Annotated in this window: 10 protein-coding genes, 1 tRNA gene and 1 pseudogene; 3 read left to right on the top strand and 9 right to left on the bottom strand. The window is 70.1% G+C overall.

Going from position 1 to position 11,809, the window contains the following annotated elements:
• Positions 1 to 196: 196 nt before the first annotated feature.
• The 7 genes from ACWEKM_RS43875 to ACWEKM_RS43905 form a co-directional block, all read right to left on the bottom strand.
• Positions 197 to 700: a hypothetical protein gene (locus ACWEKM_RS43875; protein WP_451626908.1), complete on the bottom strand. Its 504-nt coding sequence runs from the start codon at positions 698 to 700 to the stop codon at positions 197 to 199.
• 53 nt (positions 701 to 753) lie between these two features.
• Complete coding sequence (pth, locus tag ACWEKM_RS43880) at positions 754 to 1,356, bottom strand: aminoacyl-tRNA hydrolase (protein WP_451626909.1); 603 nt, start codon at positions 1,354 to 1,356, stop codon at positions 754 to 756.
• Positions 1,357 to 1,723: 367 nt separating this feature from the next.
• Complete coding sequence (locus ACWEKM_RS43885) at positions 1,724 to 2,317, bottom strand: 50S ribosomal protein L25/general stress protein Ctc (protein ID WP_451626910.1); 594 nt, start codon at positions 2,315 to 2,317, stop codon at positions 1,724 to 1,726.
• Between the two features lie 339 nt (positions 2,318 to 2,656).
• Positions 2,657 to 3,637 (bottom strand): ribose-phosphate diphosphokinase, encoded by a 981-nt coding sequence (locus ACWEKM_RS43890; protein ID WP_451626911.1) that lies wholly within the window; start codon positions 3,635 to 3,637, stop codon positions 2,657 to 2,659.
• 129 nt (positions 3,638 to 3,766) lie between these two features.
• Entirely contained in the window at positions 3,767 to 5,215 is a 1,449-nt protein-coding gene (gene glmU, locus ACWEKM_RS43895; RefSeq protein ID WP_451626912.1) for a bifunctional UDP-N-acetylglucosamine diphosphorylase/glucosamine-1-phosphate N-acetyltransferase GlmU, read from the bottom strand.
• Positions 5,216 to 5,342: 127 nt separating this feature from the next.
• Positions 5,343 to 5,414: transfer RNA gene (locus tag ACWEKM_RS43900), tRNA-Gln, on the bottom strand.
• A gap of 29 nt (positions 5,415 to 5,443) precedes the next feature.
• The gene (locus ACWEKM_RS43905; RefSeq protein ID WP_451626913.1) at positions 5,444 to 6,301 is read right to left on the bottom strand and encodes a hypothetical protein; all 858 of its coding nucleotides are present in this window, start codon (positions 6,299 to 6,301) and stop codon (positions 5,444 to 5,446) included.
• 166 nt (positions 6,302 to 6,467) lie between these two features.
• On the opposite strand from ACWEKM_RS43905, the gene ACWEKM_RS43910 reads away from it, so the two are divergent.
• A complete protein-coding gene (locus ACWEKM_RS43910) occupies positions 6,468 to 7,781 on the top strand; it encodes a sensor histidine kinase (protein ID WP_451626914.1) in 1,314 nt (437 codons plus the stop codon).
• Between the two features lie 50 nt (positions 7,782 to 7,831).
• On the opposite strand, the gene ACWEKM_RS43915 is transcribed toward ACWEKM_RS43910, so the two are convergent.
• Both ACWEKM_RS43915 and ACWEKM_RS43920 read right to left on the bottom strand, forming a co-directional pair.
• Positions 7,832 to 8,326: an SUKH-3 domain-containing protein gene (locus ACWEKM_RS43915; protein WP_451626915.1), complete on the bottom strand. Its 495-nt coding sequence runs from the start codon at positions 8,324 to 8,326 to the stop codon at positions 7,832 to 7,834.
• 129 nt (positions 8,327 to 8,455) lie between these two features.
• Entirely contained in the window at positions 8,456 to 9,007 is a 552-nt protein-coding gene (locus ACWEKM_RS43920) for a YwqJ-related putative deaminase (protein ID WP_451626916.1), read from the bottom strand.
• A 298-nt stretch (positions 9,008 to 9,305) separates the two neighbouring features.
• Here ACWEKM_RS43920 and ACWEKM_RS43925 point away from each other — a divergent pair, with 298 nt between their 5' ends.
• Entirely contained in the window at positions 9,306 to 10,334 is a 1,029-nt protein-coding gene (locus ACWEKM_RS43925) for an SMI1/KNR4 family protein (protein WP_451626917.1), read from the top strand.
• Between the two features lie 7 nt (positions 10,335 to 10,341).
• Positions 10,342 to 11,809 (top strand): annotated as a pseudogene (locus ACWEKM_RS43930) (SUKH-4 family immunity protein); the annotation flags it as partial.

Here is an 11,809-nt window from a genome sequence, read left to right on the forward strand (position 1 = left end):
GCCCCCCCGCCCGGCGGCCCCCCCGCCCCCCCCCCGCGGGCCCCCCCGCCCGCTTCGGGCCGCCCGCTTCGGGCCGCCCGCTTCGGGCCGCCCGGCCTTCGGGCCGCCCGGCCTTCGGGCCGCCCGGCCTTCGGGCCGCCCGGCCTTCGGGCCGCCCGGGCCGCCCGGCGCCGTTCACCAGATCATCCGGCGCCGCTCACAAGGTCATGAAGGCCGCGGTGAGCAGCAGAAGCCCCGACCCCGCGAGGATCCACGCGATCCGGCTCAGCCGCAGCCCGCCCGCGACCACCACCGAGGCCAGCAGCAACGCACCGCCCAGCGGCACCCATGCGTTGAGAATCCCGGCAGGACCGGACCGTACGACCTCGTCGGTGCCCGGCTTCACCACCACCGAGTACGTCTCGCCCTTGCGGACCGCGACGGTCCGCGCGATGACCACCACCCCGCGGGTCTTCGCCCCCGCCGAAACCGGCGTGAACGGCCCGGAACAGGTGTCCCGCGCGCACTCCGTCACCCTGATCGTGCCGCTCTCCCGGCCCTGCGACAGCATCACGTGCTGTGCGGTCCCCCAGGAACCCCACACACCCGCGATCAGGATCAGCGCGGTGACCGTCCCCATCGCCGCGAGCCGGCCCAACCGCAGCGCGGCGACCGAGGACCGACGGGACATGGTGGCTGTGGCTGGCATGGCCGGGATCATTGGCCATGGCCGTCCGATCGGTCAACTCCCGCCGACACCGGCGGGCGGACAAGTCAGGAGTTGTACGAGCTTTGCGCCCGCTCCAGCCCCTCGATCACCAGACACTCCACCGCGTCCGCCGCACGGTCCACGAAGTACTCCAGCTCCTTGCGCTCCGCCGACGAAAAGTCCTTCAGCACAAAGTCGGCCACCTGCATCCGCCCCGGAGGCCGCCCGATCCCGAACCGCACCCGGTGGTAGTCCGCCCCCATCGCCTTCGTCATCGACTTCAACCCGTTGTGCCCGTTGTCCCCGCCGCCCAGCTTGAGCCGCAGCGTGCCGTAGTCGATGTCCAACTCGTCATGCACCGCCACGATGTTCGCGACCGGCACCTTGTAGAAATCCCGCAGCGCGTTCACCGGGCCGCCCGACAGATTCATGTACGACATCGGCTTGGCGAGGATCACCCGCCGATTCGCCGGACCGGGCGGACCGATCCGGCCCTCGACGACCTGCGCCTGCGCCTTCTGGGCCCGCTTGAACCTCCCCCCGATCCGCTCGGCGAGCAGGTCCACCACCATGAAGCCGACGTTGTGCCGGTTCATGGCGTACTCCGGCCCGGGATTCCCGAGCCCGGCAATCAGCCAGGGGCCACTGGCGGGGGTGGTCACGTCCACATCTCCTCAAAGGCTCCTTAAAGGCGACACAGCCGCTGCTCCCCGGGGAAGCAGCGGCCGCATACCGCTGTGGGCAGTCGTTCAGCAGGGCGGAACCGGTGGGCACCGCCGACAGCGCCGGGCACCCTGCCGACGAGGGCCCGGCCCTGCCACGGCCGCAGGGCCGCTTAAGAGCTCCGAACGGAATGGGAGCCCGGCGTGCGACGCCTGGCACGCACTCCCCCAGCCTTCGGCCGGGAGGTGCCCCCACGCGGCGTTGCCGAAACGCCCTAGTAGCTCCGCTACGAGGACCTTCCGGCGCCTTGCGATCGCACGCACCAGACGCCGCACGCTGATCGGACTCCCCTTCTGTTCGCAGCTCTAAGGCTCAGACCTCGGCGGTCTCCTCGCCCTCGGCGCCCGCCTCCGGAGCCTCCTCCGCCTGCGCGGCCAGGACCTGCAGCACGACCGCGTCCTCCTCCACCGCCAGGGTCACACCCGACGGCAGGACGATGTCCTTGGCCTGCACGGAGGCACCGGCCGTCAGGCCCTCGACGGACACCGTGACGGCCTCGGGAATGTGGGTGGCCTCCGCCTCGACCGGCAGCGCGGCAAGGACGTGCTCCAGCAGATTGCCGCCCGGGGCCAGCTCACCCTCGGTGTGCACCGGAATCTCGACCGTGACCTTCTCGCCGCGCTTGACCAGCAGCAGGTCGACATGCTCCAGGAAGCCCTTCAGCGGGTCGCGCTGCACGGCCTTCGGGATCGCCAGCTCGTTGGACTTGCCGTCGATGTCCAGGGAGATCAGAACGTTCGGCGTACGCAGCGCGAGCAGCAGCTCGTGGCCCGGCAGGGTCAGATGCAGCGGCTGCGAGCCGTGGCCGTAGAGCACACCGGGAACCTTGCTGTCGCGGCGGATACGGCGCGCGGCACCCTTGCCGAACTCGGTGCGCGTCTGGACGGCGAGCTTCACCTCGGACATGTTCACTCCTCGTAGAGGTAGCCAGGGATGGGGTCCCCCCTGCTCGTTCGGAGCCTGGGGAGGTCACCCGGCCACGAACGGCCTGCTACGAAGAGCGCGTCGATAACGGACCGCCGCACCCCGCCGAAAACGGGACACGGCCTCCCTCGCCGAGCAACTGCAGCAGTCTACTCACCGAAGGAGGCCGCACCCAAAAGGATCTTCAGCGCGATGGTGCCCCCGAAGGGACGCGGGCTGTGCCGGCATACGGCTCCGCCGCGCGGGCACGCCCGGCCACGACACAGCCGCAGACCACGACGACGCAGCCCGCCCCCACCCGCGAAGCGCCCTGCAGAAACCTCACTGCTCGTCGAACAGACTCGTCACCGAGCCATCCTCGAACACCTCACGCACCGCGCTGGCGATCGTCGGAGCGATCGACAGAACCGTGATCTTGTCCAGATCCCGACCCAGCTCCCCCGGCGTCGGCAGCGTATTGGTGAACACGAACTCGCCCACCCGGGAATTCTTCAACCGGTCCGCCGCAGGACCCGACAGCACACCATGCGTCGCCGTCACGATGACATCCTCCGCACCATGCGCAAACAGCGCATCCGCCGCCGCACAGATCGTCCCACCGGTGTCGATCATGTCGTCGACCAGCACACACACCCGGCCCTCGACCTCGCCCACCACCTCGTGGACCGTCACCTGGTTCGCCACATCCTTGTCACGCCGCTTGTGCACGATCGCCAGCGGCGCACCGAGCCGGTCACACCAGCGATCGGCCACCCGAACCCGGCCCGCGTCCGGGGAGACCACGGTCAGCTTGGCCCGGTCCACCTTCTCGCCCACGTAGTCCGCGAGCAGGGGCAACGCGACAAGATGGTCGACAGGACCATCGAAGAAACCCTGAATCTGGTCGGTGTGCAGATCCACCGCCAGGATGCGGTCCGCGCCCGCCGTCTTCATCAGATCCGCGACCAGACGCGCCGAGATCGGTTCACGCCCACGATGCTTCTTGTCCTGACGCGCATAACCGTAGAACGGCACGATCACGGTGATGGAGCGGGCCGACGCACGCTTCAGCGCGTCGATCATGATCAACTGCTCCATGATCCACTTATTGATCGGAGCCGTGTGGCTCTGGATCAGAAAACAGTCCGCGCCACGCGCCGACTCCTGATACCTCACATAGATCTCGCCATTGGCGAAATCGAAGGCCTTCGTCGGGACAACCCCGACACCCAACTCGTGGGCGACCTCCTCGGCAAGCTCGGGGTGGGCGCGGCCGGAAAAGAACATCAACTTCTTCTCGCCGGTCGTCTTGATCCCGGTCACAGCACTGTCTCCTCAGAGGTGTCTCAGCCGCCGAGCGACCTCACGGCTGGGCATGAGAGGACCACTCAACGGGTGGGATGCGGGTGTGCAGTTATCACGGTACGCCGTATTCCACGTACCCGTTTCCGGTCAGTCTTCGCTTCCGCCCCGTTCAGCCACCGCCTCCGCCGCCTTCGCGGCAGCGCTCCCAGGACGCTTACGCGCCACCCAACCCTCGATATTCCGCTGCTGGCCACGGGCCACGGCGAGGGAACCGGGCGGCACATCCTTGGTGATCACGGACCCCGCGGCGGTGTACGCACCGTCCCCGACCGTGACAGGAGCCACAAACATGTTGTCCGCACCGGTACGGCAGTGCGCGCCGACGGACGTGTGATGCTTGTCCTGGCCGTCGTAGTTCACAAAGACACTCGCGGCACCGATATTGGTGTACTCACCGATCGTCGCATCCCCCACATAGGACAGATGCGGCACCTTGGTGCCCTCCCCGATGGCCGCGTTCTTCGTCTCCACGAACGTGCCCACCTTCGCCTTGCCACCCAGACGCGTACCCGGACGCAGATAGGCGAACGGGCCCACACTCGTCTCCGGACCGATCTGCGCCCGCTCCGCGACCGTTGTATCCACCCGGGCACCGGCACCCACCCTGGTATCCGTCAGCCGCGTATTAGGCCCCACCTCCGCGCCCTCGCCGATCAGCGTCGACCCATGCAACTCGGTCCCCGGATGAACCACGACATCCTGCTCGAAGGACACCGTGACATCGACCCACGTGGTCGCCGGATCCACCACCGTCACACCGGCCAGCATGGCCCGCTCCAACAACCGGTCGTTGAGGATACGGCGCGCCTGGGCCAACTGGACGCGGTTGTTGATCCCCGCGATCTCCCGATGATCACCGGCGACCGAGGCACCGACCCGGTGCCCCGCCTCCCGCACGATCCCGAGAACATCGGTCAGATACTCCTCACCCTGGCTGTTGTCCGTACGCAGCTTGCCCAGGGCCTCGGCGAGCAACTGCCCGTCGAAGGCGAACACACCCGAGTTGATCTCACGGATGGCACGTTGGGACTCGTCCGCGTCCTTGTGCTCGACGATCCCGGTGACGGCACCGGAGGCGGCGTCGCGGACGATCCGCCCGTACCCGGTGGCATCCGGCACCTCCGCGGTCAGCACGGTGACCGCGTTGCCGTCGGCGTGGTGCGCGGCGGTGAGCCGCCGCAGCGTCTCACCGGTCAGCAGCGGAGTGTCCCCGCAGACGACCACCACGGTCCCGTCGACGGCGCCGCCCAGCTCCTCCACGGCCATCCGCACCGCGTGCCCGGTGCCGTTCTGCCGGTCCTGTACCGCCGTCCGCGCCTGCGGATCGACCTCGCCGAGGTGCGCGGTGACCTGCTCGCGCGCGTGCCCCACGACGACCACCAGGTCCTGCGGATTCAACTCACGTGCCGTGGCCAGCACATGGCCGACGAGGGAACGGCCGCAGATCTGGTGCAGAACCTTGGGTGTGGCCGATTTCATACGGGTGCCCTCACCCGCTGCGAGAACGACGACGGCTGCCGGGCGAATGGCGCTCACGGAGTTGCCCTTCGGCTTTGACGGGTGGGGGTGACACCCGCAGGATACCGGGGTGTTTCGTGGGGGACATGAGTGCGGGCCCTGACAGTGCTGTCAGGGCCCGAACCTGGTTCTTGTGTGCTGTGGGCTCCCCTGCCAGGACTCGAACCTGGAACAAATCATCCAAAGTGACCCGTGTTGCCGATTACACCACAGGGGAGTGCTTAACGACCCAAAGCGGACATTTGCCTACTCCGCTGCGGTCGCGACATCTACTATGCCGCACCACCAGCCCTCGATGCGACGGTACAAGTCGGCGCTCTTCAGGACTTTGATCACTAGGCAGCCGCGATAGTCGTCGCCGATGTTCTTGCGGACCGTCTTGGGGTTGTGCTTCTTGAGTGTCGTCTTGTTGAACAAGGTGCGGTCGGCGCCGATGAGTTCGGCCCAGTACTGCTCGGCGCCCGCCACGTCTGCGCTCTCGTGGATCATGACGGAGTAGCGGTGCCGCTCGCGTTCGATGCCGAGCAGGTCGAGCCAGGCGAGGAAGACCTTGATCATGCCAGGGTCGCTGTTGACGAATGTGACGTTCTCACGGCGGGCGTACGGCTTGTCCTTGGTGCCCTCGGCCCAGTAGAGGCCCACCCCCACCAGGAACAGTTCGCGAGCCGACAGGTCACCGACGGACTCCCGGGCGGTGTCCTTCGTACGCTGCCGCTCCTCGTCGCGGATGCCGAGCTTCGCCTCCCAGCCCCTCCTGGCGATGGCCGCCGCTTCCTCGCGGCTTCGCGGGCGTTCGGGCTTCGGCAGGTCCCGGACCCACAGTGAGATCGAACTCTTCGAGCACCCCAGCTCCCACTGGATCTGGTCGTACGTCCGGCCCTGGAGTCGGAGTTCCCGCGCCTTGTCGCGCAGGTCGTCCTTCGCGTTCGGGCGCTTCGTCCATTCCGGGGGCGGCTCTCCCTCCAGGAGGCGGTTGAGGATGTCGTTGTTGTCGATGTGCAGTCGGTCGCGGATCTGGCGACGGCTTAGCCCTGCCCGCCGCAGCGCGACCGCCCGCTCCCTCAGTTCCTCGAAGTCGGCGTATTTGCCTGGTGGATGTGCCATGGGCATACCGTCCGGCCGGAATGGGTGGTTCCGGAGTCGAACGGGCATGGTTCAGCAGTTCGAGGGACAACAGGGGGTTTCGCGACGATGCGCTTACGGTGCGTGGTGTGAGCGGGTACGCAAAACTCGCCGGATGTGTGACGCCTGCCGCCCGTAGGCTGGACACATGACCACAACGGGGGAAGACCGCGCGACGGCCGTGACCGGGCCGTGGTGGTGGGCGAGGTGGCGCAGCGTACTGCTCGACGGCGGTCTGGCGGTGGTGTCCGCCGCGGAGTGCGGGGCGGAGGGCGTGCAGTTCGCCGGGGATGCGGGGATCCCGGTGCCGGTCGGGGTCCTGTTCGGTCTGCTGGCCGGTTCGGTGTTGTTGCTGCGCAGGAAGTGGCCGATCGCCGTCGTTCTCGTGGCGATCGCGATCACCCCCGCCCAGATGGGCTTCCTGATGGGCATCATCGGCCTGTACACCCTGGCCGCGGCCGAGCTGCCGCGCCGGATCATCGCGGCGCTGGCCGGCATGTCGTTCGTGGGGACGATGATTGTCACGTTTGTGCGGGTGCGGCAGGACATGGCGCGTGGGGATCTGACCCTCGGTGACTGGTTCGAGCCGTTCGCCTCCATCACCACGTCGCTCGGCTTGACCGCGCCTCCGGTGCTTCTCGGTCTGTATGTGGGTGCGCGGCGCCGGCTGATGGAGAGTTTGCGGGAGCGGGCGGACAGTCTGGAGCGTGAGCTTCAGTTGCTTGCCGAGCGGGCCGAGGAGCGGGCCGAGTGGGCGCGCAATGAGGAGCGGACGCGGATCGCGCGCGAGATGCATGATGTGGTCGCGCACCGGGTGAGTCTGATGGTGGTGCATGCCGCGGCGTTGCAGGCGGTGGCGCGCAAGGATCCTGAGAAGGCCGTGAAGAACGCGGTGCTGGTCGGCGATATGGGGCGGCAGGCGCTGACGGAACTGCGGGAGATGCTGGGTGTGTTGCGCTCGGGTGAGGGCGTGGTGCGGGGTGCGGAGCCGGTGCCGTTGGCCGCCGTGGAGGTGGCTGCTGCCGCGGCCGCGTCCCGGGCGGCGGTCGAGGCGGGTGCGGGGGAGGGGCCGTGTCTGTCCGAACTGGAGGAGTTGATCGGGCAGTCGGCTGCCGCGGGCATGGTGGTGAATCTGTCGGTCGAGGGTGAGCTGCGGTCGTATGCGCGTGAGATCGAGCAGACGGCGTATCGCGTGGTCCAGGAGGCGTTGACCAACGTTCACAAGCATGCGGCGGGTGCGAAGACGCAGGTTCGGTTGGCGCATCGTGGCTCGGAGATCGCGATGCAGGTGGAGAACGAGCCGCCGCCCGAGGTGGCGTCGGCGTCGGCGGCGCAACTGCCGTCCGGTGGCAATGGTCTGCTCGGGATGCGGGAGCGGGTCGCGGCGCTGGGCGGCGTTTTTGTGTCCGGGCCGACGGATGCGGGGGGATTCCGGGTTTCGGCGGTCATTCCGGCGGCTTGATCCGGAGTCTGTGCCGGGCCGCGGATGGGTCGGCTGGTCCGGCCGTGGGGTCAGCCTGCTGTCAGGCGGACCGGTTGCAGGCCGGCGATGAGTGTGGTGAGGGCGCGGTCGATGTTCGGGCCGAGGTACCAGTCGCCGGTGTGGTCGAGGGCGTAGACGCGGCCTTCGGCGTCGATGGCGAGCAGCGCGCCGGTGTCGGATTCCTCGCCGAGCGGGCACAGTTCGGTGTCCAGGGCGCGGCCGAGGTCGCCGAGGGTGCGGGCGAGGTGCAGGCCGTGCAGTGGGTCGAGGTGCAGTGTGGCGGGGGCGATCTGGCGGCCGGGGCCGGTGGGGGTGATGTGGAGGCCGCCGAATTCGGCCCAGGCTTCGACGGCCGCGGGGAAGACGGCGTGCCGGTGGTCGGCGGGCGAGGTGTGGGCGCGCAGGGTGTCGGCCCAGATTTCGGCCTGCTGTATGTCCCAGCGTCCGGGTTGCCAGCCGGCTGCGCGTAGGGCGGCGTCGACGGGTACGGCGAAGCGGGTGGAGGTGGTGCGGTCGGGGTGCATCTGCCCTTCGTTCGTCGAGATCTTGGGGTGGTACGAGTGGTAGGAGTGGTGCGGGCGTGCGGGTGGTTCCGGTCGTGCGGGTGCGGGTGCGGGTGTTGGGGAGTGGTACGGGGGCCGGTGGGGGAGTGTTCAGCGGCCGGCCGCGCTCGGGTCGACGACGCGCACGCCGAAGTGGGCGCTCAGGGCGGTGCAGGCGCGGCAGGGCGTGGCGAAGCCGCCGTGCAGGGGGTCGCCGTCCTCGCGAATCCGCCGGGTGGTGAGCTTGGCCTGCTTGAGGGCCTTGCGGGCTTCGCCGTTGGTCATCGGCTTGCGGGCGGCGCGCTTGCTGCGCGCGGCGTCGGCGGCGGCGATGTGGCGGGAGATGAGGATGGTCTCCGCGCAGCGGCCGGTGAAGCGGTCCCGCTGGTCGCTGGTGAGGGTGTCGAGAAAGTCCTGGACGAGGGGGTGCAGGGACGGGGTCTGGTCGCCGCGGGCGGCGGTGCCGGTGAGGGTGGCGCCGCGTACGGACAGGGCGGCGGCGACGGTCGGCAGGATGCCGTCGCGCCGGTGGAGCAGGGCGGGCACCTGGGGTGACTCGGTGTGGCTCCAGCCGATGCGGGGGTCGCCCGACGGTTTGTCGGTGGCGCCGTTCCGTGCCTCGGCGTGGGCGTTCGCATGCGGTCCCGTCTGCGTCGCGTTCATGATCGTTTTCCCTCCCGGGCGTCCCCCCGAAGGACTCAGAGTGCCAAATGCCGTGGCGGGTGCGGAAACTGGGGCGCTGCGACACGCCCGGTTTTGGGCAGACCGTCACGGCGGGGTGACCTCGGGTCACGGAAGCGGAGGCCCGGTGACCGGTGTCCGTGTACCGCATAGGCTGTCGGCACCGCGATGGGCGCGGTCAACGCGTCGGTGACGTTGGAGAGACAGTCGGATACGGGTCGTGGCGCGCCGTGTGTGGTGCGGTTGTGGTCCGTACAGAGTGCCGCAGGGGGCAACCGCCATGACGACAGGTCGGCTCGGCCTGGGGGCACCACCCGGCCGCCAGGCTGGGGGACAAGCCACGCCGCCGAACGCGGCCTATGCCGGGCAGGTCGTGCACTTCCCGGATCCGGTCCGGGCGGCACGCCACCCGAGAGGGGTACGGGTCGATGAGGGCGGGTACCCCGATTTCTCGCCCTATGCGCGTGCGGTGGTGGAGATCGCCGATCCGCCGGAGGGTTTCGGCGTCGATGAACTGCGGCTGACGGACTATGTGTCGGCGAACGCGGTCCTGTCGGCGGCGGGGCACGAGCTGTGGGACACGGTTTCGGCGGTGGCCACCCCGCACGGCTGGACCTGGCACCACGTGGTGGGTTCGCGGCGACTCCAACTGATTCCGGTGGAGGTGAAGGCGTTGCTGCGGCATCACGGCGGGATCGCCACGGCCCGCGTCGACCAGGGCAAGCGGGGTACGCGGCCGTTGCAGGAGACGCGTCCGGCGCATTTCGGGCTGCCGAAGTCGGGCGTGGCCGTGACCGAGCAGCAGGTGCAGGGGGTCGAGGAGGATCTGGGGTATCGGCTGCCGGGCGGGTACCGCTCCTTTCTGAAGGCGGCGGGCGGCTGCGCGCCGGTGGGCACGGCGTTGGACGCCGAGTTGGGGCTGCTGCTGGACCAGCCGTTCTTCACGGTGCGCGACGAGGCGGCGGTCAACGATCTGGTGTATGTGAACAAGTGCCTGCGCGATCATCTGACCAAGGACTATCTGGGTGTGGCCTTCGTACAGGGCGGGCTGCTCGCGGTGAAGGTCAGGGGTGAGCGGACGGGTTCGGTGTGGTTCTGCGCGTACGACGACGCGCGGGACGTGGATCCGGCGTGGCCGCCGACGGAGCGGGTGGCGCGGCTGCTGTTGCCGTGCGGTGAGGACTTCGACGCCTTTCTGTCGCGGCTCGCGGGCAGCCCGCCGGAGCTGGAGACGGTGGCGAACCTGATGGTGGACGGCGGTTTCGCGCGTGCGGTGCCGGTGCCGTCGGCCGGGTCTGTGGGGGAGTGAGTTTTCGATGGTGACGTTCGCGCAGGCGCAGGAGCGCGCGGAAGAGTGGATCAACGGGGATGTGCCCGCGTACCAGCATCGTGAGGTGCGGGTGCGGGAGTTCGAGCTCGGCTTTGTGGTGTGGGGCGAGGACCGGGTGGAGGGGCCGCGTTCGGACGCGGGTGCGCAGCGGATCGTGATCGCCCGGGACAGCGGTGAGGCCACGCTCTGGCCGGGGCTGCCGGTGGGCGAGGTGATCCGCCGGTACGAGGAGGAGTACGGCCGTGAGGCGTCCCTGGCCGAGGCGCCGCCGGCGCCTGCGGCGCGGGTGGACCTCAACCAGACGTCGTTTCTGCTGAGTCCCCCGGAGTGGCTTCAGGAGGCGGCCGACAAGCTGGGCATTCCGGACCGGCGTGCGGCGGGTGACGATGCGCTGCCCGAGACGCAGGCCGGGGTCCCGGCCCGGCCGTCGGCGGCCGAGGCGCCGTCGGGTGCGGCGCCGGGAGCGGGGAGCGGCGCCGGTGGGTCTTCCGGTGCGGGTTTTGTGGGGGGCGTGGGCTCCGGTGGGTTCTCGGGTGCGGGTCCCGCGGCGGCCGGCGGTTCCGGGTCTTCGTGGCCGGCCGCCGGGGGCGGCGGTGACGGCGGTGCCGCGGCGGTGCCGGCCGGCGCGCCGGTGGGGGCGACGCCCTGGGCGGGCACGGACACCAACGCGGACGCCGGCGAGGACCGTTCGGTGCCGCTGCCCGCGACGGTGTTCTCGACGCCGTTGGGCGACTCGGACGACGACACCCCGCCGCCCGCCGTCGCGCCGGAGGCCAAGACGGCGCTGATGTCGGGCGGCAGCCAACTGCCGCGCACGGCGGTCGCACCGGCCCTCGGCGACCCGAACGCGCCCGGTGCGCAGGGCAGTACGCCGCCGCCTGCGCCGGGTGTTCCGCAGGGGAGTACGCCGCCGCCGGGTACTCCGCCGCCTCCTGGTGCGCCGCCGTACGGCTATCCGCAGGGGGGTATGCCGCCGCCTCCGCCGGGTGTTCCTGCGTATGGTCATGCGCAGGGTTCTGGTGGCGTCGGCACTCCGCCGCCGGGGGTCGGTTCGGCGGTGCCGCCGCTTCCGCAGGGTCCTGCTGTGCCGCCTGCGCCGGGTGTGCCGCAGGGGAGTGCGCCGCCGCCGGGTGGTACTCCGCCGCCTCCTGGTGCGCCGCCGTACGGCTATCCGCAGGGGGGTATGCCGCCGCAGCCTCCGCCGGGTGTTCCGCAGGGGAGTGCGCCGCCGCCGGGTGGTACTCCGCCGCCTCCTGGTGCGCCGCCGTACGGCTACCCGCAGGGGCCCGGGGTTCCCGCCGCCGGTCCGGGCGCTCCGACCCCGGCCGACGTGGGTGACATCGCGGACGCCGCCACGAGCAAGGCCGCGCCGCCGCCGCGCCGTGGTGGCGGCATGGGTACGCCGCCTCCGCCGCCGGGCGCTCCGGGCACCCCGGGCGTGCGGCCGGGAAGCA

Source organism: Streptomyces sp. NPDC004752, assembly GCF_053601275.1.

Bases quoted from the DNA above. Each gene is read 5' to 3' on its own strand.
- ACWEKM_RS43875 (WP_451626908.1), bottom strand. From the start codon at position 700: ATGATCCCGGCCATGCCAGCCACAGCCACCATGTCCCGTCGGTCCTCG.
- ACWEKM_RS43885 (WP_451626910.1), bottom strand. From the start codon at position 2,317: ATGTCCGAGGTGAAGCTCGCCGTCCAGACGCGCACCGAGTTCGGCAAG.
- ACWEKM_RS43905 (WP_451626913.1), bottom strand. From the start codon at position 6,301: ATGGCACATCCACCAGGCAAATACGCCGACTTCGAGGAACTGAGGGAG.
- ACWEKM_RS43910 (WP_451626914.1), top strand. From the start codon at position 6,468: ATGACCACAACGGGGGAAGACCGCGCGACGGCCGTGACCGGGCCGTGG.
- ACWEKM_RS43915 (WP_451626915.1), bottom strand. From the start codon at position 8,326: ATGCACCCCGACCGCACCACCTCCACCCGCTTCGCCGTACCCGTCGAC.
- ACWEKM_RS43920 (WP_451626916.1), bottom strand. From the start codon at position 9,007: ATGAACGCGACGCAGACGGGACCGCATGCGAACGCCCACGCCGAGGCA.
- ACWEKM_RS43925 (WP_451626917.1), top strand. From the start codon at position 9,306: ATGACGACAGGTCGGCTCGGCCTGGGGGCACCACCCGGCCGCCAGGCT.